This is a genomic window from Candidatus Arthromitus sp. SFB-rat-Yit (assembly GCF_000283555.1).
In the GTDB taxonomy this organism is placed as follows: Bacteria; Bacillota; Clostridia; order Clostridiales; family Clostridiaceae; genus Dwaynesavagella.
Map to the genome: position 1 here is coordinate 1,246,329 of NC_016012.1, position 23,962 is coordinate 1,270,290.

General features: G+C 27.0%; 21 protein-coding genes and 5 tRNA genes. 5 read left to right on the forward strand and 21 right to left on the reverse strand.

The features are described 5' to 3' along the window. Positions 1-16: 16 nt before the first annotated feature. The 4 genes from RATSFB_RS05780 to RATSFB_RS05795 all read right to left on the reverse strand — a co-directional run bounded on the left by RATSFB_RS05780 (position 17) and on the right by RATSFB_RS05795 (position 5,216). The gene (locus RATSFB_RS05780) at positions 17-2,443 is read right to left on the reverse strand and encodes an ATP-binding protein (RefSeq protein ID WP_014095106.1); all 2,427 of its coding nucleotides are present in this window, start codon (positions 2,441-2,443) and stop codon (positions 17-19) included. Positions 2,444-2,599: 156 nt separating this feature from the next. Beyond that, positions 2,600-3,838: a D-alanyl-D-alanine carboxypeptidase family protein gene (locus RATSFB_RS05785; RefSeq protein WP_014095107.1), complete on the reverse strand. Its 1,239-nt coding sequence runs from the start codon at positions 3,836-3,838 to the stop codon at positions 2,600-2,602. Between the two features lie 35 nt (positions 3,839-3,873). Beyond that, positions 3,874-4,638 (reverse strand): polysaccharide deacetylase family protein, encoded by a 765-nt coding sequence (locus RATSFB_RS05790; RefSeq protein ID WP_014095108.1) that lies wholly within the window; start codon positions 4,636-4,638, stop codon positions 3,874-3,876. A 104-nt stretch (positions 4,639-4,742) separates the two neighbouring features. Next, positions 4,743-5,216 carry a hypothetical protein gene (locus RATSFB_RS05795; RefSeq protein WP_014095109.1) on the reverse strand — a complete coding sequence of 158 codons (474 nt, stop codon included), beginning with the start codon at positions 5,214-5,216 and terminating at the stop codon, positions 4,743-4,745. A gap of 215 nt (positions 5,217-5,431) precedes the next feature. Between RATSFB_RS05795 and RATSFB_RS07530 the strand changes: the two genes are divergently transcribed. Then, positions 5,432-5,563: a hypothetical protein gene (locus RATSFB_RS07530; protein ID WP_256359016.1), complete on the forward strand. Its 132-nt coding sequence runs from the start codon at positions 5,432-5,434 to the stop codon at positions 5,561-5,563. 36 nt (positions 5,564-5,599) lie between these two features. Here the strand turns inward: RATSFB_RS07530 and RATSFB_RS05800 are convergent. Beyond that, a tRNA-Trp gene (locus RATSFB_RS05800) sits at positions 5,600-5,675 on the reverse strand. A gap of 112 nt (positions 5,676-5,787) precedes the next feature. On the opposite strand from RATSFB_RS05800, the gene tsaE reads away from it, so the two are divergent. From tsaE to rimI, 3 genes are read left to right on the forward strand one after another with little or no spacing between them, the layout of a single operon-like run. Further along, entirely contained in the window at positions 5,788-6,270 is a 483-nt protein-coding gene (gene tsaE, locus RATSFB_RS05805) for a tRNA (adenosine(37)-N6)-threonylcarbamoyltransferase complex ATPase subunit type 1 TsaE (RefSeq protein ID WP_014095110.1), read from the forward strand. Positions 6,271-6,274: 4 nt separating this feature from the next. After that, complete coding sequence (gene tsaB, locus RATSFB_RS05810; protein WP_014095111.1) at positions 6,275-6,982, forward strand: tRNA (adenosine(37)-N6)-threonylcarbamoyltransferase complex dimerization subunit type 1 TsaB; 708 nt, start codon at positions 6,275-6,277, stop codon at positions 6,980-6,982. Then, on the forward strand, positions 6,975-7,415 hold the full coding sequence (gene rimI, locus RATSFB_RS05815; protein WP_014095112.1) for a ribosomal protein S18-alanine N-acetyltransferase: 441 nt from the start codon (positions 6,975-6,977) through the stop codon (positions 7,413-7,415). Before tsaB ends, rimI begins: the two co-directional genes overlap by 8 nt. 16 nt (positions 7,416-7,431) lie before the next feature. Here rimI and RATSFB_RS05820 read toward each other — a convergent pair whose 3' ends face one another. From RATSFB_RS05820 to recD2, 8 genes are all read right to left on the reverse strand, one after another. Beyond that, a complete protein-coding gene (locus RATSFB_RS05820) occupies positions 7,432-7,989 on the reverse strand; it encodes an ECF transporter S component (protein WP_014095113.1) in 558 nt (185 codons plus the stop codon). Positions 7,990-8,014: 25 nt separating this feature from the next. Further along, the gene (locus tag RATSFB_RS05825; RefSeq protein WP_014095114.1) at positions 8,015-10,171 is read right to left on the reverse strand and encodes a Tex family protein; all 2,157 of its coding nucleotides are present in this window, start codon (positions 10,169-10,171) and stop codon (positions 8,015-8,017) included. Between the two features lie 38 nt (positions 10,172-10,209). Beyond that, a protein-coding gene (prfB, locus tag RATSFB_RS05830) for a peptide chain release factor 2 (RefSeq protein WP_242821395.1) occupies positions 10,210-11,311 on the reverse strand; the annotation gives its coding sequence in 2 pieces (ribosomal slippage) (positions 10,210-11,247 and positions 11,249-11,311; 1,101 coding nt in all). A gap of 51 nt (positions 11,312-11,362) precedes the next feature. Further along, a complete protein-coding gene (gene secA, locus RATSFB_RS05835; protein ID WP_014095116.1) occupies positions 11,363-13,864 on the reverse strand; it encodes a preprotein translocase subunit SecA in 2,502 nt (833 codons plus the stop codon). Positions 13,865-14,005: 141 nt separating this feature from the next. Then, positions 14,006-14,539, reverse strand: a complete 534-nt coding sequence (gene hpf, locus RATSFB_RS05840) for a ribosome hibernation-promoting factor, HPF/YfiA family (RefSeq protein ID WP_014095117.1) — start codon at positions 14,537-14,539, stop codon at positions 14,006-14,008. Positions 14,540-14,781: 242 nt separating this feature from the next. Continuing rightward, entirely contained in the window at positions 14,782-15,441 is a 660-nt protein-coding gene (locus RATSFB_RS05845) for a ComF family protein (protein WP_014095118.1), read from the reverse strand. Further along, positions 15,414-16,202 carry a hypothetical protein gene (locus RATSFB_RS05850; protein WP_014095119.1) on the reverse strand — a complete coding sequence of 263 codons (789 nt, stop codon included), beginning with the start codon at positions 16,200-16,202 and terminating at the stop codon, positions 15,414-15,416. The genes RATSFB_RS05845 and RATSFB_RS05850 overlap by 28 nt, the downstream gene beginning before the upstream one ends. A 202-nt stretch (positions 16,203-16,404) precedes the next feature. After that, a complete protein-coding gene (recD2, locus tag RATSFB_RS05855) occupies positions 16,405-18,639 on the reverse strand; it encodes an SF1B family DNA helicase RecD2 (protein ID WP_014095120.1) in 2,235 nt (744 codons plus the stop codon). 118 nt (positions 18,640-18,757) lie between these two features. Between recD2 and nagA the strand changes: the two genes are divergently transcribed. Then, on the forward strand, positions 18,758-19,903 hold the full coding sequence (nagA, locus tag RATSFB_RS05860; protein WP_014095121.1) for an N-acetylglucosamine-6-phosphate deacetylase: 1,146 nt from the start codon (positions 18,758-18,760) through the stop codon (positions 19,901-19,903). On the opposite strand, the gene metK is transcribed toward nagA, so the two are convergent. From metK to spoIID, 8 genes are all read right to left on the reverse strand, one after another. Further along, entirely contained in the window at positions 19,900-21,096 is a 1,197-nt protein-coding gene (metK, locus tag RATSFB_RS05865) for a methionine adenosyltransferase (RefSeq protein ID WP_014095122.1), read from the reverse strand. The two genes, nagA and metK, sit on opposite strands and share 4 nt — an antisense overlap. A gap of 76 nt (positions 21,097-21,172) precedes the next feature. Further along, a tRNA-Thr gene (locus tag RATSFB_RS05870) sits at positions 21,173-21,248 on the reverse strand. Between the two features lie 5 nt (positions 21,249-21,253). Further along, a tRNA-Val gene (locus RATSFB_RS05875) sits at positions 21,254-21,329 on the reverse strand. 4 nt (positions 21,330-21,333) lie between these two features. After that, positions 21,334-21,419: transfer RNA gene (locus tag RATSFB_RS05880), tRNA-Tyr, on the reverse strand. Between the two features lie 7 nt (positions 21,420-21,426). Beyond that, a tRNA-Thr gene (locus tag RATSFB_RS05885) sits at positions 21,427-21,502 on the reverse strand. A gap of 139 nt (positions 21,503-21,641) precedes the next feature. Further along, positions 21,642-21,896, reverse strand: coding sequence for a sporulation transcriptional regulator SpoIIID (gene spoIIID, locus RATSFB_RS05890; RefSeq protein ID WP_014095123.1), 255 nt, complete (start codon positions 21,894-21,896; stop codon positions 21,642-21,644). Between the two features lie 47 nt (positions 21,897-21,943). Beyond that, positions 21,944-22,819, reverse strand: coding sequence for a M23 family metallopeptidase (locus RATSFB_RS05895; RefSeq protein ID WP_014095124.1), 876 nt, complete (start codon positions 22,817-22,819; stop codon positions 21,944-21,946). A gap of 82 nt (positions 22,820-22,901) precedes the next feature. Continuing rightward, the gene (spoIID, locus tag RATSFB_RS05900) at positions 22,902-23,867 is read right to left on the reverse strand and encodes a stage II sporulation protein D (protein ID WP_044035587.1); all 966 of its coding nucleotides are present in this window, start codon (positions 23,865-23,867) and stop codon (positions 22,902-22,904) included. Positions 23,868-23,962 lie beyond the last annotated feature (95 nt).

A 23,962-nucleotide genomic window follows, 5' to 3' on the forward strand; every position in this document is an offset into this window, starting at 1 on the left:
AATAAGTTAATCCCTTTTAAACATTTATAATATAAGCATTTCCCTTAAGATAATCAATCTCCCTTTTAGTTGATGTAAATAAAATAACTTGTCTATCTTTTGAATACTTTTCAAGTATCATAAGAGCCTTCTTCATCCTATTAGAATCATATGTTAAAAATAAATCATCTAAAATAAGTGGAATTTCTCCTTTATATTCATAAATAAAATCAGCAATAGTAATCCTCAAAGCAAAATATATAAGATCCCACATTCCACCACTTAAAAATTCAATTCCAAGTTTCTCCCTAAGCAAAATCGAACTATTATCCCTATCATATTTATAAATTTTTTTACTTGTACTTATAGAATCTTTTGTTAAATACTTAATTAAATATTCTACTCTATTGGATATTTCTGATGATAATGTATCTATAAACTCATAATAAATATCAGTAATCCTATTTCTGTACGTATCTATATTAGCTATTTTATTTTCTAAATAAAGAATTGTATTCCTAAGATTCAGTATCTCATCATTTATACTACTTACCCTATTTTTATTTGATTCAGCACTCTTTAAACTATCCTCTAAATATTTTATATCATCATCTATTTCTTTGAGTTCAATTTTTAAAATATTATACTCCTTCTCAACATCTTCTTTATCCTTAAAAACTTCCACATTTGAGTATTGTTCAAATAAAGATAATTCATTTATTAAATCACTTTTCTCTCTACCATTTAGCATCTTTAAAAGTTCATTACTTTTACTCTCTAAATCTTTCTCGATATTAGATTTATAATTCAACTTAAATTTCATATTGTCAATAAAATTTTCTATATCCCTAATATAAATATCATCAAACCCAAAATTGGCTAGTATTTCTAAAATCTCATCTTCCTTCTTCTTAAAATCTTTAATTACAGATGTATAAGATAAATCTCCACTTTTAAATCTATAACTTAAAGAATCCAATTCATTTTCTATATTCTTTATATTTTTAATATCAGTTCTAAGTTTATAGTAAGAATATGGATACAATTCCTTCTCTAATTTAGATATTTGATCTTTAAGTTCATAAAATTTCCCAGCTTTTCTATGTAAATCCTTATCCCCTATTTCCTTATAATCCTTAAACATCATATAAACATATGACAATCCGATTAATCCAAAAGCAATAAGAGAAATTAAAATTACACTACTAATATTAATTTTGAATAAAGGGGCTAAAATAGTTATTAAAATTGATACTATTATTATGGATATATATATCTTTAAGTCATTATCCTTCTGCTTATTTTTTTTCACCCTTGAAATTATCTTATATTGTTTGAGCAAATACGAAAGCCTACCATTCCCCTTTATATTATCTATTTCCTTATTTATCATCTCAATTTTTTTGACTCTCTCTGAGTAAAAAAGAAAATTAGATTTAATATCTGAATACCTATCAAGTTGTTTATTTAAATACTCAAATCTTTTTATAGCATTGGATTCTTCATCAACATCTATTTTATTTACATTTAAAATCTCTTTTTTACCCTCCCTATAATTAGAGAATTTAGTTATGATATCCTCCATAATAGAATTATCTATAATTTTTTCATTCATCTTCGGTATGCTATCATTTACATTTTTAATATCTTGCTTAATTTTATTAATTTCATTTTCAACATTTAAAATATCATTTACATTTTTTTTGATATCAAGATATTTAAAGTATTTACGTTCATCCCCAATTAATGAATATTTAGTTAACAATACTTCCTTTCTCTTTTTTAAACCATCCAATTTAGAATAATCTATATTATTAAGATTAACTATCTCAACTGCCCTATGTAACTTTTCATTTAAATCTGAATACTTTTCATATAATTCACCCAAATTTTCAGATATTTTTATATCTTTTATAATGCACTTTGCCTTATTTATTAACTCAATTGATCTATCAAAAGAAAATCTATTATCAAAATTTTCCTTAATTTTAGCCACATCAGCCATCAGCTTAAAATTTTTATCTTTAGTCCCAAATTCATCTATATTTTTCAAAAACATAGTTCTATTGAAAGCCTCAAATCCTATGTCCAAAAATGTCTTTCCAGGTTGATCCAAATCAACATTAAATATTTTTTCCCCATCAATCATTCTTTTAACAATACTAGTATCATTTGATTTTGAAATCCCAAATGTTCTCTCTATACAATATTCAATATTATTTATCTCAACAATCAGTTCCCCTTTTGTCTTATCTATAAAAAACGGAGAATATTTACGTCTAAATACACTTTTAAATGCTTTTCTTTCATCATCCATTCCATATAAAAAACAAACTATAAAATTCTGGATAATAAACTTAATTTGATCACTTTCACAATAAACAATATTAATACCATTTTCGAAATTTATACTCTTTTTATTTATTAATCCAAAATTATTTATATTAATTTTCTTAATTTTCATAGAATTACACGTCCTTAGTAAAAGCTAGTCTTGTATATTAAGATTTACTACTAAAAATTCCAAAATTTGTTACATCATTAATATATTATATTCATTAATTTCAATATTGCAATATTAATAAAAAATGGCTGCTGTTTAATAAAACAGCAGCATAAACTAAAATATTCTTTTAACTCTTTTTTTTCCTCGTATTCTCTTAATAATTATCATTATAAGAATTATAATAACAAGTATTAATAATATTGACAACGTATAAATTAAAATATTTGATAAAATAATAGGTTTCATATCCACACTTAAATTATAAGATGATTTACTATCTGAAACCAAAACTTCAAAAGTTCCAATTGGCTTATTAAAATCAGTAAAAATATTAATATTATCTTTTAAATAGATATTTGTGGATAAATTCTGTTTGTTATAATCATTATCATACATATAAACATTATCATTTAAAATCAATGGAACTTGAGCTACTTTCTTAGGTCCAAAAAAACCAAAAAGCTTATACTCTAATGGAAAACTTTCAGAAACAACACTACCTTTTTCATATAATAATGCTTTTTCTTGCTTCTCTGCAATTTGCTTCAAATTCTCCATATCATTAAATACATATGAATCCTCAGAATCGTATATAGATTTTAAAACAGTAATTATATACGATTTCCCATCTTTTTCAAAAGCTCCTACAAGATTTCTTCCCGATCTAGATGTATAACCTGTCTTACCACCAATCATACCATCTGTTCCCAATAATTTATTAGAATTTTTATAAACTATAATAGATCCATTAGGTAAAGATACACTTGTTTCTTTAATTGAAATAGTTTCACGTATCCAATCATATTTAAGTGCTGCTTCTAAAAGAAGTGCTAAATCATATGCAGTTGAATAATGATCATCATCATGAAGACCAATAGCATTTTTAAAATATGTATTTTTAAGTCCTAGTTCCCTTAATTTATCATTCATTATCTCTTCAAAAGATTTTCCTAATTCATCGGATAAATTATCTGCAACAACCTGTGCCATATCATTTGCAGAAAATATAAGTATAGATTTCATAACGAAATCTGCACTTAATTCCTGTCCAACATCAAACGAAGAATAATTTAAATTAACAGAATATTCTGGCATTTCCTTAGCCCTAGAAGTAAAGATCAAAGTATCTTTTTTAGTTTTATGCTCAGCCAATAAAATAGCAGTAATTAATTTTGAAATACTTGCTGGATACATTTTTGCATCTGCATTTTTTGATAAAATAACTTCATTAGTATCTCCGTCTATAACCACATAAGATTCTCCGTAAATTTTATAATTATTTATTTCCTCAGCTGAAACACTAGTAAAAATAACACTTAAAGAAAAAATAATACTAATCAACAATTTAAACATACTAATCCCCCTAAAATATTACAAATAGAAATTACTTACCTTACTCCTTTATTTATAACAGATTTTTTAATAAAATAATCAAAATCTTTCTCACTTATATTATCTAATGTCATAAATTTATATCCAAGTTGTTTTGCATATAATATTATTCTCTCCAATGAGTCAATAGTGTTTGTATTACCATATCCATCATGTAAAAGAACTATAGCTTTTGACTTGTTATTAAGTTGACTAATAGTAGAATTATATATAGTATCTGAACTTTTAGGAATCCTCTCAGCATCTAAACCATATACATTCCACTCAACAAAATAATATTTATTATCCAAAAATCTATCCTTAATTTCATTTAAAACATCTTCTCTTAATAGTTCGTTATTAACACCCCCCGGAAATCTAATAAAATTAACAGGCTCTTTTAGAATAACATCTTTTATTTTAACTATACAACTATTTAAATCAATAAAATAATCATCTGCTGTATTATAAATTTTCATATAATTATGACAATTAGTATGCGGTAGAATACACATACCATCTCTCTCTAACCTTCTTACAATATCTTTATGAACTTCCACTTGATTCCCAATTACAAAAAAAGACGCTTTAACATTATTTTTATTTAATATATCCAAAATTTTATTTGTATTTGGACTTGGTCCATCATCAAAGGTCAAATAAATAACTTTATCATCTATGATTTTTAAATATTTGCCTTCATCAATACACTTAACATTAACCATATTTGTATTAAATAATAAGCAAACACCAAAACATAACATAATAATTTTTTTATACATATAAATAATCTCCATTCTTTGGTAATTATAGTTAACTTACCCAATATTTAAATAAATTATATAAAAAATAAAAAGAACACTTGAAATTCAAGTGTTCTAAATAATTAATTCAAATTTATCAACATAAATATTAACTCTCTGTCAATATTTACAATTTTATTAATATAAAAATTTAATTTATTTCCCCTTATGTTATATTCCTTTATAATATCTTCGGTTACATTATCTATAATTTCTCTTAAATTACTAATAGATATATCTAATTCCTTCTTAAATATTATTTTATCAAGTAGAGAAATAAACTTATTTTTATCTGACAATCCACATAAATTTAAATCAATAAAACCAGCTATAGATTTAAATTTATTCATAATATCAAATGAAATATTTAAAGCAAATGATCTATAATAAATATTACAACTGTCATTTTTAAAATCATATTTAAAATCCGTATTTTTACAAATATCACTAATTATATATCTATCATCCATTTTTTTAAACTTGTCTAAATTAACAATATCTTTAAATAAAGACTCATTATTAGATAGTTTTTTATCATGATTTTGCTCTGACCTCACCTCAAATCCCCTCCTAAGTAAACAACTGTAAGCACCTCTTTATTTTCAAAATAAATTATATTATCACCATAATGATTTATTACATATAATTTATTATGGTTTTTTAAACAAAATTTAAACATCATTTAATAAATAATTATTATTATAAAAGCTTGTATATTTTCCCTAATTATAAGAAATAATTAAAGTATGCTTATGTTAGGAGTTTGAATTAAATGAAAAATTGTTATTGTTGTGGTAAAGAAGAATCAAATATTATTAAGTTAACTTATGCAAATTTTATTTTGTGCAATTGGTGTGCAGAAACCTACTATACTTCATTAAAAATTTTAAATAATTACATATAAAAAAGAGAGGCGTTATTTTCACCTCTCTTTTTTGTATGGCAGGGGCAGCAGGAATCGAACCCGCAACCAACGGTTTTGGAGACCGCTACTCTACCAATTGAGCTATACCCCTAAATTACTTTGATATTGTACTATAAATTTTATATAAAATCAACAATAAAATAAATTTACATTGTTACTAAAAATTATTAAAATTATTCTATATAAAATAATTGGAGTTATTTATGAAAGATATTTTAAAAATAAATAATATAAATGAAACAATTAATATAGGAAAATTAATTGGAAAAAATCTAAATAAAAGCATAACAATCGCACTAGACGGTGATATAGGGTGCGGTAAGACTCAACTAACAAAAGGTATTGCACTAGGACTCAATATTAAAGACAATATAACTAGTCCAACATTTAATTTAATAAATGAATATTATGATGGAACTCTCCCACTATATCATTTTGATGTTTATAGATTAAACTCAATAGATGAATTATTTCTAATTGGATTTGATGATTATATTAAATCAGATGGAGTCAGAATTATAGAATGGGCATCAAATGTGAAGGAAGCACTTCCATTAGATACAAATTTTATCAATATATTTAAACTTCCTTCAAATAATAATGAACGCATAATTGAATTCAACTTTAATAATGAATATGAGGATATTTTAACTAAAATTTTAAACGATTTTAAAAAGGAGATTTAACAATATGATACTTCTAACTCTTGATACAAACTCTGATATATTAAGTTGTTGCGTCACAAATAACAAAAAACTCTTATCAGAGATAAATATATATAATTTAAAAAGTCATTCTATAAACTCTATAGGTATTATAGATTCTGTTTTAAAGAATTCAAACTTAACAATAAATGATATCGACGGATTCATATTATCTAAAGGTCCCGGAAGCTTTACAGGACTTAGAATAGCCTTCTCCATAATAAAATCATTTTCATTTGCCTTAAAAAAACCAATGATATCTTTATCTTCTCTAGACTCTTTGTGTTTTAGGGAAAATTTTAATGGAATTGTATGCAGCATAATAAACGCGTTAAGAGATGAAGTGTACATAAATTCGTTCACATGTAGAAATGAAATAATTCAAAATGATTTTGAAGGGGAAATTGTACATATAAACAATATCAAAAAATATTTGAAATCAAAGTACAATAATTTACAAAATATACTCTTTACAGGTGATGGAACTTTAAAATTTGAATCTCACTTAAAAATAATATTTCCAAATTCATATATAAACCAAAAACCTATCTCTTCATATGATTACGCACTTTTAGGATTCGAAAAATTTAAACTTAATTTGTTTGATGATTCGTTTCTTTGTTCCCCATCATATATAAGAGTTTCTCAAGCCCAAGAAATGCTTCTTACCAAAAACAAATCAAAAAATGATTGATTTTAAGAAGATTCATGTAAAGAAATCAAACTCTTCACACATAAATTCTATTTACCTAATAAGTAAATCAAATATAAAAAATTCTTGGAGCATAGAATCGTTTAATGATGACTTTAACAATATTTTTTCAGAATACTTCTCATTAATGTATGAAAATAAAATAATTGGTTTTATAAGTATATGGGTAATAATAGATGAAGTTACCATAACTAATATATCAATACATAATGAATATAAAGGTATTGGATTGTCAAACTATTTAATGGATTATTTAATAAATAATTATGATAACTATACTATACTTCTTGAAGTGCGTGAATCTAATAAAATAGCAATAAATCTATATAAAAAATTCAAATTTAAAGAAATTGGTAGACGTAACAATTATTACAAATTTCCTTCAGAAGATGCCATAATAATGAAAAAATTCTAGGATAAATTCCTAGAATTTATTTTTTAAACCTATCAATAATAGCAACAGTTGGGAAAAAAATTATCATAGATTTTATTACATTATAAGGAACAATATATATAATCAAGAATTTTAATAATGTATTTGCCTCTCCAATAAAGGAACTTAACTCAACGCCTAATAATTTTACATAAACAGGTAATATTACCGTAGCATTTAATATAACCCCTGATAAAGTAAGACCAATCATTCCAGATAATAAACTAAAAATATATCTATTCTTACCATTAAATTTTTTGTAAAAATATGCCCCTGGAACTATAAAACAAAATCCCATTAAAAAATTTGCAAGCTCGCCTATACCGAAAGTAAAACTCCCCATAGTAAAACACACCAATAAATTTTTTAATGCTAAAGATATAACCCCTAAAATAGGAGAAAATATTATAGTTATGAAAAATATCGGTATATCTGATAAATCAAATGTTAAAAAATTAGGTAAAAAAGGTACGCTTAACCTAAAATACATAAGAACAACAGATAATGCTACCAAAATACATATTTTGATTTTATTATTAAATTCAATTTTTCTCACTCATTATCACCACCTATAAAAATTGCTAAATTTTCATAGTCAAAGAAATTCTATTCCTCTCTTTATCTATATCAAGTACCTTAACATTTACAATTTCACCTAATTTTACCACATCCAATGGATGTTTTACAAATTTATTAGATAGCTGAGATTTATGAACTAGTCCATCTTGATGAACTCCAATATCTACAAAGGCTCCAAAATCAGAAATATTTCTAATTGTGCCAACAAGTATCATTCCCTCTTTTAAATCATCTATACTTAAAACTCCTTTTTTAAATATAGGTTCTGGTAAATCTTCCCTCGGATCTCTCGCAGGTTTTTTGAGTTCTTTTATAATATCCCTAAGTGTAATCTCTCCAATTCCTAAAATTTCAGATATCTCAAAAATATTTTGATTTTTAAACTTATCATCTAAATCATGTATCTTTCCTCTATATTTTAAATCTTCTATATCTAAATTAAACATACTCAAAAGTTTCTTTGTAGCATCATAGCTTTCAGGGTGAACCGACGTATTATCAAGTCCATTTTCTCCATCACTTATCCTTAAAAATCCAACGCACTGTTCATAAGCCTTATTTCCTAAACGCTTTACCTTCAAAAGATCTGATCTTTTTTTAAATTTACCATTTTCTTCTCTATATTTTACAATATTCTCTGCAATAGAAGCATTTATTCCAGATATATACGATAATATAGATGGCGTAGCCATATTTAAATCCACTCCAACTGAATTTACACAATCCTCTATAACAGTTTTAAGAGAATCTTCTAATTTCTTACCATTTATATCATGTTGGTACTGTCCAACACCTATTGATTTAGGGTCTATTTTAACAAGTTCAACTAAAGGATCCTGCAATCTCCTTCCTATAGAAATTGCGCCCCTTATAGTAACATCTAAATTAGGATACTCTTTACTTGCAAGTTCAGATGCTGAATAAACAGACGCTCCTGCTTCAGATACTATAACATATGATAAATCCACATTTTTCTCTACTTTAACCTCATCTATAATCTCACCTACAATTTCTTCAGTTTCACGACTTGCTGTTCCATTTCCCAATGAAATCAAAGTAACATTATATTTATAAATTAAATCTATCAAAATTTTCTTACTTTCATCAACTTTTTTAACAGGTTCGTTTGGATATATCGTAGTCGAATCCATATACTTTCCCGTATCACTTAATATACAAACTTTACAACCAGTACGGAATCCTGGATCAATAGCCATAACAACCTTACCTTTTATCGGTGGTTGCATAAGTAATGCCTTTAAATTTTCTTTAAATATAATAATTGCTCCGTCTTCTGCAACTAAGCTTAAATCCTTTCTAATTTCTCTAATAATCGAAGGTAATATAAGCCTTTTTAGGGAGTCATTTATAGATTCTAATATTAATTCATTATTTTTCTTATTATTAACCCCAATTTTAGAAAATATCATATCTATTATTTCATTTTCCCCAAATGATATCTTTACTTTTAAGATTCCTTCTTTTTCCCCTCTATTTATAGCAAGTACCCTATAGGAGGGTATAATTTTCACCTTTTCTCTATAATCATAATAATCTTCATATTGTGTTCTCTTATCACTTTCTCCACAAGTTTCAATAATACCATTTTCAAATACATAGTTACGTATAAATTTTCTAAAATTTGCATCATCTGAAATTATCTCAGATATTATATCCTTCGCTCCATCCAATGCATCTTGTCCACTTTTAATTCCAAATTCTTCGTTTATAAATTTTTCACTCTCCTCTAAAATATCACCACTAAAATCTTTATTTAAGATAATTTCTGCTAAAGGTTTTAATCCCTTTTCCTCAGCAATAATTGCACGCGTTCTTTTCTTTGGTTTAAACGGTCTATATATATCCTCTATCTCCACTAATGTATTTGAGCTTAAAATGCTATTTCTAATTTCATCTGTTAATTTTCCTTGTTCATCAATTAAACGTATAATATTTTCTTTCTTTTCCTCGAGATTTCTCAAATAATTAAGCCTAACCTCAAATTTTCTTAATACAACATCATCAAGAGAACCTGTAGCTTCCTTCCTATATCTACTTATAAATGGAACCGTATTACCTTCATCTAATAAATTAATTACATTATCAACATATTTTTTATCAATCAAAAATTCACTAGATAAAACTTTAGAAATATCCATATTAATTCCTCCTGTTGTAACAAATTCACTTTTTAATTTTAATAAACTCCTCTTATATAATTTTTTATAAACATATCAATATCCCCATTAAGCACCTTATTTATATCCGATGTTTCAATATTCATCCTATGATCCTTAACAAGTGTATACGGATGCATAACATAAGATCTTATTTGACTTCCAAACCCAATTTCTTTTAAATCCCCAGATAAATCATCAAGCTTCTCTTTATGACTTCTATCCTTAAGTTCAATCAGTTTAGATATCATAATTTTCATCGCAGTTTCCTTATTTGATAATTGACTCCTCTCATTTTGACATTGAACAACTATACCTGTTTTTAAATGAGTTATTCTAACTGCAGATTCTGTTTTATTAACATGTTGTCCACCAGCCCCACTAGCTCTATATGTATCAATTTTAAGTTCACTCTCATTTATCTTAATTTCTTCTAAATTCTGTATCTCAGGTAAAATTTCAACAGAAGCAAACGATGTCTGTCTTTTCCCATTAGCATTAAAAGGAGAAATTCTAACAAGTCTGTGTATACCTTTCTCCCCTTTTAAATATCCATAGGCATATTCACCTTCAATTTTTATCGTAGCACTCTTTATACCAGCTTCATCGCCTATACTATAATCAATAACACTTAACGCAAATTTGTTTTCCTCTCCCCATCTCATATACATACGAAATAACATATCGCTCCAATCCTGAGCATCAACACCACCAGCACCAGCATGAATAGTTAAAAAAACATTATTCTTATCATATTCACCATTTAAAAGAGTTTTAATATTAAGAGTATCTATAACATTTTTAAATTTATAAAAATCATCCTTAAACATCTGTATATACTCTTCATCACTCTCATCCTTTATAATTTCTAATGACTCCACTAAATACTCATAATCTTTATATAATTTATCTACTTCATCTATTTTATCTTTTAAACTCTTAGCAAGCTTAACTATTTTAGTACTGTTTTCAATATCATCCCAAAATTTACTATCCTCCATCATAATCGAATACTCTTCAAATTTCTTATTTAGCCTATCTAAGTCAAAGAAACCCCCTTATAAGATCAAAATTCTCTTTTATCTCTTTAAGTCTATCTTTAAAATATTGATAATCAAACATAATCTTCTCCTTTGTATATAAAAAGCTGCTAAAAAGCAGCTAAAATAAAATTTAAAGATTTTTCCCGCAACAAGATTTATATTTCTTTCCACTTCCACAAGTACAAATATCATTTCTTCCAACCCTAGAATTTTTCCTAACAGGCTTTGATTTGACATCAGAAGAAATTTCATTCGTACCTGTTTCCATTGCGACTCTTTCTCTCTTAGGAGTTTTATCCTCTCTAACATGCATCAAGTACTTAATAGTATCTAATTTTATATTCATTATCATTTCCTCAAACATAGCACTACCTTCATACTGATATGCTTGAATCGGATCTTGTTGTTTATACGCTCTAAGACCTATACCCTGTTTTAAATGATCCATATTATTTATATGATCCATCCACTTAAGGTCAACAACTCTAAGTAATATTACTCTTTCAACTTCACGTAGCTGTTTTTCCCCAAACTCTTCCTCTTTTTTTGCATATATCTTCTTAGCTATAGATATATACTTATCCGTTATTTCTTTTATATTTAAATCTTCAAGCATTTCACGTTTAATCAATCCAACAGGAACATACAACATTTCCATATACTCTATAAGTTTATTTAAATCACTATCCTCTGAATCAGATCCAACTAAATGTAAATTAACTTCATACGAAACTACATCTTCAATCATAGAAATTATCTGTTCTTTTAAGTTCTCACCTTCAAGTACTCTAGAACGCTGAGAATATATTATCTCCCTTTGCTTATTTATAACATCATCATATCCTATTAGAGATTTTCTAACATCAAAGTTATTACCTTCAACATTTTTTTGAGCATTTTCAATAGCTTTAGATACAAATTTACTCTCAATTGCATCATCATCTGAAAGACCAAGTCTATCTACAACAACTTTCAATCTATCAGATCCAAATATTCTCATTAAATCATCATCTAAACTTATATAAAATCTAGAACTACCTGGATCTCCTTGCCTACCTGCTCTTCCCTTCATCTGACCATCAACACGACGAGACTCAGCTCTTTCAGTTCCAATGATTTTAAGACCTCCAGCCTCTGGAACACCTTTTCCAAGCTTTATATCAGTACCTCTTCCCGCCATATTTGTCGCAACCGTTATCATTCCCGCCTGACCAGCTTGAGCTACAATTTCTGCCTCTTTTTCATGTGACTTTGCTGTTAAAAGCTGATGCTTCATTCCTCTTCTTCTTAATTCATCTGACATATTTTCAGCTTTAGAAATACTAGGCGTAACAACTAAAACAGGTTGACCTTTTAAATTACTTTCCTCAATGTCTTTTATTATAGCCTTTATTTTACCACTTTCAGTTTTAAATACTTTATCTGAATAATCAACCCTCTTAATCGGTTTATTCGTTGGAACAACTACAATATCTAAGCTATATATTTCTCTAAATTCATTTTCCTCAGTTGCTGCAGTACCTGTCATACCACTTAATTTTTTATACATTCTAAATAAATTCTGATAAGAAATAGTTGCAAGTGTTTTTGATTCTTTCTCAACTTTTACACCCTCTTTAGCCTCTATAGCCTGATGTAATCCATCTCCATATCTCCTTCCTTCCATTACCCTACCAGTATTATCATCAATTATTTCAACTTTTCCGTTTACAACAATATAATCTTTATCCCTCTTCATAGCATAATTAGCTCTCAAAGATTGTGAAACATGATGTTGTATACTCATATTTTGTGGGTCTGCGTAATTATCAACCTTAAAAAAAGTTTCAGCCTTCTTAACACCATCTTCAGTTAAAATTACAGAATTTGTTTTCTCATCTTTCTTATAATCATCTTCGTTAAGAGTTTTTGAAAAATAATCAGCTATTCTATAAAAATCCGTAGACTTATCTGCAGCACCAGATATTATTAAAGGAGTTCTAGCATCATCTATAAGAACGGAATCTATCTCGTCTATAATTACAAAATTTAACCCCCTCTGAACTCTTTCCTCCTTAAATATAACCATATTATCTCTTAAATAATCAAATCCAAATTCATTATTCGTTCCATATGTAATATCACACGCATAAGCTTCCTTTCTTTGTTGAGATGTAATCCCATGAACTATCGGTGCGACACTAACACCTAAAAAATCATATATAGGTTTATTTATTTCACAGTCCCTTTGTGCTAAATAATCATTAACAGTTATTATATGAACCCCATCTCCTGATATAGAGTTCAGATATGCAGGTGGTGCTGAAACCAAAGTCTTACCTTCCCCAGTTTTCATTTCTGCAATTCTTCCTTGGTGTAATATAATTCCACCAATCAACTGAACATCATAATGCCTTTTACCTAAAACTCTTCTTGAAACTTCTCTTATTACCGCAAAAGCCTCTGGTAACATTTTATCAAGAGATTCACCTTTTTTATATCTCTTCTTAAATTCATCAGTCTTACCCTTTAACTCATCATCTGATAAATTTTGTACCGTTGCCTCTAAAGAATTAATTTTTTTTATTATCTTATTTATTTGTTTTAACTCTTTATCGCTATATGTTCCAAATATTTTTGTTAATAATCCCATTAATTTTCATCCTCACACTATACTAACACTTATAATTATATTATCTTAATTTTATATTAAAATTAAACATATAATTTATTTTTTATTCTATATACACTTAATAAATAGGTTAAGGTGTTCAAATGAACACCTTAACCTATATTAATATTCTGCTTCTATAAGTCCATAATTACCAGACCTTCTTCTATATAACACATTAACATCATTTGTCTCTGCGTTTATAAAAACATAAAAATCATGTCCAATAAGTTCCATTTGAAGTATAGCTTCATCTCTATACATAGGTTTAATTGGAAATTTCTTAACCTTTACAATAACATCATCTTCTAAATCATCATTTTCTATATTGTCAAATAATATATCTAAACTTCTTGCATCCTTATTACTATATTTTTTAACAAGCTTAGTCTTTTGTCTACGAATTTGCTTATATAATTTATCTACAACTAAATCTATAGCAACATACAAATCACTATTTCTTTCCTGAGCTCTTAAATATGTACCATTAAATAAAATACCAACTTCTATTACTTGATCATTCTTCTCAACACTCAAAGTAACTTGAGCTTCTAATTCTCTTGAAAAATAGTTATCTAATTTAGATAACTTTTTATTTATAATGTCTTCTAATGCATGAGTAATCTCTATATTCTTACCATGAGTAACAATTTTCATTAACCTCAAGCCCCTTATTAATTAAACTAAAGCTAGTTGACCTGGTCTTTTACCCCACACTCGCCTGCTGGAGATTTCGCTAATAAAAATTAATTCCTCACTACTAACCCTCTCATACCTAAATGGCAGGTCTTACTTCTAAGCCGCACCATGATAATTAAAAATCTATTTTTAATTTACGTGGATCGTTTCGCCTGCGACTGGCATCGATTTTCAACCACAAACCTAGCTTCAATACTATTTTAAATTAAAGTTTTCGCAATTGTCAATACACTTAAATCCGTTTCAAATACACTTTTTTTAATAATTCTACAAACCTCATTTAAAGTATTGTAAGTTGTTGCTACATCATCTATAATCAGAACTTTTTTACCATTAAATTTGTTTAAATCTACACCCTTATTTATAAAAAACTTATCTTTTATATTAACAGATCTTCCATATATATCCAATTTCTTTTGATCACACTTTTTACCATTGCAATATAAAAGCTTTACATAAGGAATATTCAAACTTTCACTAAGTTTTTTAACTAAATAATAACTTTGATCAAACCCCTCTTTTTTAATCTTATTTTTATCCCTAGGAACATACGTTAAATAATCTATCTTGATATCTAACTTTTTAATATAAAAATTTAAAATACTACTTAAATACTCACCAGATCTAAAATCTTTATATATTTTAAAATTATATATTATATTTTTTATAGTCCCGAAATAATAACACGCATTATATGCCTTAAAATCTTTAAATTCAAATTTATTTAAATCTTCATTAAATTTAATATCCCGCATACATTCATGACAAATAAAATTATCACCTATCTTTTCATAACAACTAACACATAAATTTAAGCTAGGATAAATTAAATCTAATATTTTTTCACTCCACTTTCCCAAAGCTTTTTGTTATAACTCCTTGAAATTACTTTTGCCATAATTATTTCTATATTTTCATAATTAGATACAAAAATTATCTCATTTTTACAATCTGTTAAAAATTTACACATACCGCATATGCTAAGCAAGCTTTTATAATTAAACTTATTACTTGATGCAAAAAACACAAGTATATTAAAATTATTATACATAGGATTATCAATTATAAAATTATATAACTTGGGCAATTGATCACTTGTTGTCAAATATACATAATGTTCATCTCTTACATAATTTGCAAAATCATTAAAAGAATTAAATTCAGTATACATGTATATCTTTTTAAGCTTAGGAAAAAGCAAACTATACTTCCTCATATACTTACTCACATTAATACAGGATTCACCATCTTTAGCAATAAGTATAACTCTTGTTTTATTTAACATAAACCATTTTAAAAATTCAAATACAACATGAGGCATATCTTCATTTAAATTTATTTTAGTTTGTATACTGCGTGGCTCCTTAAATAAATTCAAGTCCTCATTCATTTCATACAATACTTTATCCTTAACAATTTTTTTCATACTTATTATAATCTTTTTACCTACATCTGCATTATCAACATAATCTTTTATAGAATAATCATCAAAAGAAGATATTCCAGTCACATCATCTATAATCAATAAATCAAATTTATTAGCCTTATCTATATTTGATAATACTCCTGAAAAACTTATAGAATTTATATCAACTTTTTTATTCAATAAAAATTTCTTCACACATTCCTCATTATGAGTTATATAAAGTATTTTTTTCTTGATGGTTAAAAGATTATTTATTAATAAAATTATACTTGATAAATCATAAAATGGATGGGATACCAAATTTAATATTCCCTCCCCAGGTGTAGAAAACCATTTAGTTAAACTATAAAAATTGTAGTTTATATTATTTTTCTTAATATACGTTAAAATTTTAAACTCACCACCGATTTTTATCTATTAAATTAATCACTTCATTAAATAAGTATTTTAAGGATGAAGATCTGTTAATTTTCGAAGTATTTTTTATCATATATGTTAAATAATTTATATCCCCAACTAAAACAACATACTTTTTAGCTCTAGTAACTGCTGTATATAATATATTCCTATTCATCAGCATACTCGAAAATTTAAATATAGGCAATATTATGATTGGAAATTCACTTCCTTGACTTTTATGTACGGTAATTGCATAGGCATGTTCAATTTCACCTAATAAATTTTTTGTATATTTAAACACCTTATTATCATCATATATAACACTCAATTCTTTTTCATTAACATTTATAATATACCCAATATCTCCATTAAACACTCCTGTTACTTGCTCTTCATCATACAAATTATATCCTCTAAGTTCATAATTATTTTTAATCTGCATAACCTTATCCCCAACTCTGTAAAATTTACCACCATAAATTAGTTCATCCTTATTATTATATTTAGGATTTATATTTTCTTGAATTATAGTATTTAAATTTTTAACTCCTAAAACTCCTCCCCTTATTGGAGATAAAATCTGTATATCCTTTAATTTATCAATTTTATATTGAAAAAATTTAGGTATCCTAAAGGATACTAAATCTATTAATTTTTTACATATACTATCTTCATTATTATCATTTATAATATAAAAATCACTCTCTTTTTGGTTTAATATGAGTTCCTCTCCACTGTTGATCTTATGGGCATTTAAGACTATAAAGCTATTTTCTTTTTGCCTATATATTTTATTTAAATATGAAACTGGGAATATACCGCTATTTATTATATCTCTTAAAAAATTTCCAGGTCCAATTGATGGAAGCTGATCAACATCCCCAACTATTACTATTTTTGTTCCTATTTTTAATGCTTCAAATAATTTACTTGCAATTAAAACATCAATCATAGATGCTTCATCTATTATTATAGCATCACAATTTATTTTATTATTTTCATTCTTACCTACATATTCAAAATCTTCATTATCACTGTTTGAAATTTCAAGCACTCTATGTATAGTTTTAGCCTCAAATCCCGTAGTTTCCATCATTCTTTTTGCAGCTCTCCCAGTTGGAGCAACCATTATTGGATTAAATTTATGATTAACAAGTGTATTTAAAATGAATTTTATTATAGTTGTTTTTCCTGTTCCAGGACCACCCGTTATTATATGTACACTATTTTTTATACCTCCGACTAATGCATCAACCTGATCCTTTGAAAATTCAAAATTATTTTTCTTCTGAAATTCAGAAATTTCTTTATAAATATCAATATTAAACCTATCTTTATATCCTATATACAACCTAACTAAATTTGAACATATTTCATATTCTGCCATATATATATTTGTAAGAAAAACACATTTTAAATTTTCATTATCATAGTTAAATTCTTTCTCTACAACAACACCGCTTGATAAAATATCATTATAAACCTCTATTATCTTCTCCTCATTAATACATAAAAGTTCCTTACTTCTTTCAATCATATCACTATATAATATGAACGTATTTCCAGACTTTAAATTATCTTTGAGAACATAAAATATACCACTCTTAATTCTGTTTAAATTATCATCTGATATATTTAATTTCTTCCCTATTAAATCTACTTTTTTAAAACCAAAACCATTTATCTTTCCTATAAGCGTATATGGATCTTCTCGAATAATATTTAAAGATTCATAACCAAATAAACTATAAATTTTATTTGCGTTACTTAAAGAAAACCCGATATCCATAATCTCTAAAATAATTTTCCTATCATCTCTATCCTTGTTTAAAGCACTCTTTATCTCTAAAAATTTCTTATCCCCAATTCCATCAACTTCTTTTAATCTTTCAGTGTAATTATTTATTATATCTAAGGTTTGATCACCAAATTTTTCAACTATTTTTTTAGCCGTTTTACGACCTATACCAACAAACAAAGAAGATGATAAATAACCCTCTATATCATTTCTACTATTTAAAATCTTCTTCTCAAGAGAAAAAATTTTAAATCTCTCGCCATATTTATTATTAATTTCAAAATTTCCAATAATCTCTATATAATCATTTCGATCTATATCGCTATCATTATACACACATACAATTTCTTTACCATCATCATCTACAAGCCTAAATATAGAAAACTTAATAGAAGTATAAATAATATTTTTAATGGTACCTATTAACTTTTTCATTCATCCCCTCATAAATAAACCTAAAAAATATAATCTATTATATCATAAATAGATTAATCATTTAATTTGACACATATGCTCTAATGAAATTAAAATATATAAAAAGGAGTTGAGATAATTGTTAATAAAAAACGTTAAATTAATATTCACTGATTCAATCGTTCCTGGAAGTGTAGTCATACAAAATGGTAAAATATATAAAATATTTTTAAATCATAACCCAAGATATGAAGGGGAAATTTTAGATGGAGAAGGATTATACCTATCTCCAGGATTTATAGACATTCATATTCATGGTGCAAGTAACTACGATACAATGGATGCTTCTTACGAAGGAATTTTAGAAATATCAAGCACATTATTAAAGCACGGTGTAACATCTTTTCTTCCAACTACTATGACATGCTCAAAAGAAGATATAAGAAATGCTCTATCAAACATATCTCAAATAATTAAAGATAATTCTTCACCCAATAACATACTAGGTGTGCATTTAGAAGGACCATTTATTAACAAAAATAAGATAGGTGCTCAAAATCCAGAATTCATATTAGAACCATCTATAAATAACTTCAAAGAAATAGTTGGAGATTTTGAAGAAATTATAAAAATAGTAACATTAGCACCTGAAGTTACGGGTTCACTAGATTTAATTAAATATTTAAATGATAAAAAAATAGTTGCCTCAGTTGGACATACTAATGCAACATATGAAGAAACTTTATCTAGTATTAAAAATGGTATATCTCACGCAACTCATCTATTTAATGCAATGACCCAATTTACACATAGAGATCCTGGAGCTGTGGGGGCAATTTTAAATTCAAACATTACAGCTGAATGTATTTTAGATGGAATCCATCTTCATTATGCTTCATTAGAAATGGCTCTAAAAATCAAATCAAGCAATAAAATAATATTAATATCAGATTCTATGAGAGCATGCTGCATGAAAGATGGAAACTACACATTAGGTGGACAAAATGTTATTGTCAAAAATTCAAGTGCACGCCTTGAAAATGGCAATCTTGCTGGATCAGTGCTAACACTTGACAAAGCCATATATAACGTTAAAAATAATTTAAATATTCCTCTTAATGATATAATAAAACTTGTTACCATAAACCCATCAAAAATATGTAAAACTCATTTAAGAAAAGGTCTTATAAAAGAAGGATACGATGCCGATTTAGTATTATTTGATGAAGATATAAATATAAAATATGTATTTGTTAATGGAAATAAAAAAGAAGGTATTATCTAAATACTAATACCTTCTTTTTGTAATATATCTTTTATCTCTTTAACCTTACTTAATTCTTCCCAAGGAACATTCAAATCATTTCTTCCAAAATGTCCATAAGCAGCAACCTGTCTATATATTGGTTTTCTCAAACCAAGAACTTTTATTAACCCTCCTGGGCTCAAATCAAAAACCTTATCTATAATATAATATATAATACTCTTATCTATTTTTTCACTTCCAAATGTTTCAATAAATGTAGATACAGGACTAGCCACACCTATTGCATATGCTAGTTGAATCTCAACCTTATCACACACTCCTGATGCCACAAGGTTCTTAGCAACCCATCTTGCACCATATGCAGCAGTTCTATCAACTTTTGTTGGATCTTTTCCAGAAAAAGCACCTCCACCATGCCTAGAAAAACCACCATATGTATCGACAATTATTTTCCTTCCAGTAAGACCACTATCTCCATGAGGTCCTCCTATAACAAAACGTCCAGTTGGATTTATTAAATATTTAGTATTTTTATCTAATAATTCATTTGGAATAATATACTCTATAACATTTTTTATCAAATCCTGTTTTATCTTATCTTGAGATACATCTTCACTATGCTGAGTTGATATCAATACAGTATCTACTCTAGACGGCTTATCCCCATCATACTCAACCGTAACTTGAGTTTTTCCATCAGGTCTTAAATAATCTAAAACATTCTTTTTTCTAACTTCCGATAATCTCTTTGCCAATTTATGTGCTAACACTATTGGAAGTGGCATAAATTCTTCTGTTTCATTACATGCATATCCAAACATTATGCCCTGATCTCCCGCACCTATAAATTTATTTTCATCAAGTACATCGTTTTTCTTTTCAAATGATTCATCAACACCAATCGCTATGTCTGATGATTGTCCATGTATAAAATTAGCTATCGCACAAGTATCAGAATCAAATCCATACTCTGCTTTATTGTATCCAATATCATTTATTATTTTTCTAACTATCTCTTGGATATCTATATAACAATTAGTTGTAATTTCCCCCATAACATTTACAATTCCAGTTGTAACAGCAGTTTCACATGCTACCCTAGCCAAAGGATCCTTAGCTAATATAGAGTCCAATATTCCATCTGAAATTTGATCACACATCTTGTCTGGATGACCTTCTGTAACAGATTCTGAAGTAAATAATTTTTTCATATACTTACCATCCTAAACTATAAAATTTATACAAAAAATAAAAATAATCCCTCTTTCATAAAGAAGGACTATTTTATGGAGCTGGCAATAGGACTTGAACCCACAACCTGCTGATTACAAGTCAGCTGCTCTACCAATTGAGCTATGCCAGCAAAAATGGTGGGCACAACAGGGATTGAACCTGTGACCTCCTGCTTGTAAGGCAGATGCTCTCCCAGCTGAGCTATGCGCCCCTAATGGTGGAGGAAGCTGGATTCGAACCAGCGAAGTCGAAAGACAACAGATTTACAGTCTGCCCCCTTTGGCCACTCGGGAATTCCTCCGTGTTACTGGAGCTGGCAATAGGACTTGAACCCACAACCTGCTGATTACAAGTCAGCTGCTCTACCAATTGAGCTATGCCAGCAACATCCATCAACAACATCATTATATTACATATAAGTTTATTTTGCAATAATAATCTTATATATTTTAAGGTTATTATTTTGTTTTTTTAAAATGTTTTATTATATTTTCTTTAATTTACTTTAAATTTCTACTAATTATTAATTTTCTCCGCTACTATATTTCATTTTAGTAGCATTTCCTCCACGTATATGTCTTTCAGCCTTATTTAAATCTAATATATACTTAGCTTCTTTAGCTATTAAAGGATTAATCTTAGGTAATCGTTCAGTCATATCTTTATGTATAGTACTTTTGCTAACTCCAAAGGCCCTAGCTGTCTTTCTTATAGTAGATTTAGAATCTATTATATATTTCGCAACACCTAAAACCCTTTCTTCTATATAATCTTTCATGCCATATCTTCCTTATTTGTAGTTATACAGTCAAAACGACTGAATAACTACTTAAAATTTATATAATCCGCTGGATTTACTTCCTCATTGTTTAAATACATCACAAAATTTAAGTGTGATCCATAATCTTCGTTTGAATAATTCCCCGATGAATTACCAACTGTTGCTATAACTTCACCTTTTCTAACATTTTGCCCATTAACAACCTTAATCCCCTCATCTAAATTTGTATACACACTTTTAAATCCATTATCATGTTTAATTACTATATACTGTCCTCTTTCAGTTAAATCATTATCTATTTTTTCAACAACACCATCTAATACAGACATAACAGATGCACCCTTATCAGTCTTTAAATCCACACCATCCCTAGTTCTCCATGTGTTTAAAGTTTTTGAATACACTGTATCTATTGAATATTCTCTTATAAGTGTCCCTTCAACAGGTAAAGAAAATGTTATTGTAGTTGCCGAAACTTGAGTATTATTTTCATTTAAATTAACATCCGCAACATCTTTATTAACCAAATCTTTTTTGTCCTCATTTGAAGTTTTCGTAATATCGCTCTTTGATGATTTATCTAAACTATTGCTTTTATCAGAAACATAATTCTTATCTTCAACATTTTTTACTTCTTGATTATTTGAATCATTTTGGATATCTTTATTTTTAACATTAGTATCGCCTGGTATATTATTAACTTGAAGTGCATTATCCATATTGCTATCATTAACATTTAATTCTTCATTAAATTTACTATTATCTGCTATCTGATTTTTATTACCTTCTGTATATTTAGTTTCAAATGATGAATTACTAAAATAAATTACTAATCCTAAAGCTATTGCTATACCAATAAAAACAAATAAATTAATCTTTTCCTTCTTGCCAAATATTTTTGTCCTTTTTAAATTATTCATTTTTAACACCTCCATTCTAATTGTGTCCACTTTTGGTAAAAAAATACATTTTAAAAATATTTTCCAATAAAAAAAGACTTCATCAAAATGAAGCCTTTTTAATTTCAATATCACTATAATAATGTTTCAATATTTCATCATACTTATATCCAAGTTCAGCCATTTTACCCGCTCCCCACTGAGATAAACCAACACCATGTCCATAACCTCTAACATTCATAAATATTTTATCACCATTCTTTTTCATCTCTATATTACTTGAATTCAATTCAAATAAATACCTGAAATCCAATCCTCTTATAATCTCATTACCAAGTTTTATTCTATATATCGATCCAGATTCTGTATATTCCAAAATTTCAACATCATCATATTTTTTAACATTTGCATTAGAATACTCATTATTTATTCTATTTACAAACTCTTCTTCACTAAACACATACTCCTTAGTAACATTTGGTGCATCTTGATCAAACAAACTATCAACAGATTTTAAATATGGTTCATCAAACGAAAACACTTCAGATGAATTTTCAGTTTGCCCACTCGAAATCGCGAAATATAAAGCGTTTTTAGCTATTTCACCATCATAATACAAAACTTCTCCACTTGTTTCATCTATAGCATCTCTTATTTTTTTAATATACTCATCCTTCTTACTACCAAATTTTTGATCGTACATACTTTCGTCTATGTAAGCCTGAGAATGAATTGTATCACAAACATGAGCAATATCATGTATTTTATTTCCACTAATCAATTTACTTATTACATATGTCCTAGATGCAACAGCTTGGGCTTTCAATGCTTCTATATCAAACTTTGCAGGCATTTCAGCAGATAAAACACCCTCTAAATATTTTTCCAATTCTATTTCTTCTACGCTATCTGTCGCATGTCTATACAATGTTATAATAATATCTTTATCTTCACTATTATAGTGAATTTGATTATTACTAATTCCAATCACTGCTAAAGGTAATAAAAAAAATATACTCGTAAAAATAATTAACAATAATAAAAATTTCCTTAAAATATATCTAATCAAAATACTTTACCTCTGTTAATCTTAATATATAATATTTTATTTTCCGTTAAGTTATATATTCTTACAAAATAAAAAAACACCCAAATAATGGATGT

Bases quoted from the DNA above. Each gene is read 5' to 3' on its own strand.
- RATSFB_RS05825 (WP_014095114.1), bottom strand. From the start codon at position 10,171: ATGGATATTTCTAAAGTTTTATCTAGTGAATTTTTGATTGATAAAAAA.
- tsaE (WP_014095110.1), top strand. From the start codon at position 5,788: ATGAAAGATATTTTAAAAATAAATAATATAAATGAAACAATTAATATA.
- rimI (WP_014095112.1), top strand. From the start codon at position 6,975: ATGATTGATTTTAAGAAGATTCATGTAAAGAAATCAAACTCTTCACAC.
- RATSFB_RS05895 (WP_014095124.1), bottom strand. From the start codon at position 22,819: ATGAATAATTTAAAAAGGACAAAAATATTTGGCAAGAAGGAAAAGATT.
- tsaB (WP_014095111.1), top strand. From the start codon at position 6,275: ATGATACTTCTAACTCTTGATACAAACTCTGATATATTAAGTTGTTGC.
- spoIIID (WP_014095123.1), bottom strand. From the start codon at position 21,896: ATGAAAGATTATATAGAAGAAAGGGTTTTAGGTGTTGCGAAATATATA.
- RATSFB_RS07530 (WP_256359016.1), top strand. From the start codon at position 5,432: ATGAAAAATTGTTATTGTTGTGGTAAAGAAGAATCAAATATTATTAAG.
- RATSFB_RS05790 (WP_014095108.1), bottom strand. From the start codon at position 4,638: ATGTATAAAAAAATTATTATGTTATGTTTTGGTGTTTGCTTATTATTT.
- RATSFB_RS05785 (WP_014095107.1), bottom strand. From the start codon at position 3,838: ATGTTTAAATTGTTGATTAGTATTATTTTTTCTTTAAGTGTTATTTTT.
- secA (WP_014095116.1), bottom strand. From the start codon at position 13,864: ATGGGATTATTAACAAAAATATTTGGAACATATAGCGATAAAGAGTTA.
- hpf (WP_014095117.1), bottom strand. From the start codon at position 14,539: ATGAAAATTGTTACTCATGGTAAGAATATAGAGATTACTCATGCATTA.
- metK (WP_014095122.1), bottom strand. From the start codon at position 21,096: ATGAAAAAATTATTTACTTCAGAATCTGTTACAGAAGGTCATCCAGAC.
- recD2 (WP_014095120.1), bottom strand. From the start codon at position 18,639: ATGAAAAAGTTAATAGGTACCATTAAAAATATTATTTATACTTCTATT.
- RATSFB_RS05780 (WP_014095106.1), bottom strand. From the start codon at position 2,443: ATGAAAATTAAGAAAATTAATATAAATAATTTTGGATTAATAAATAAA.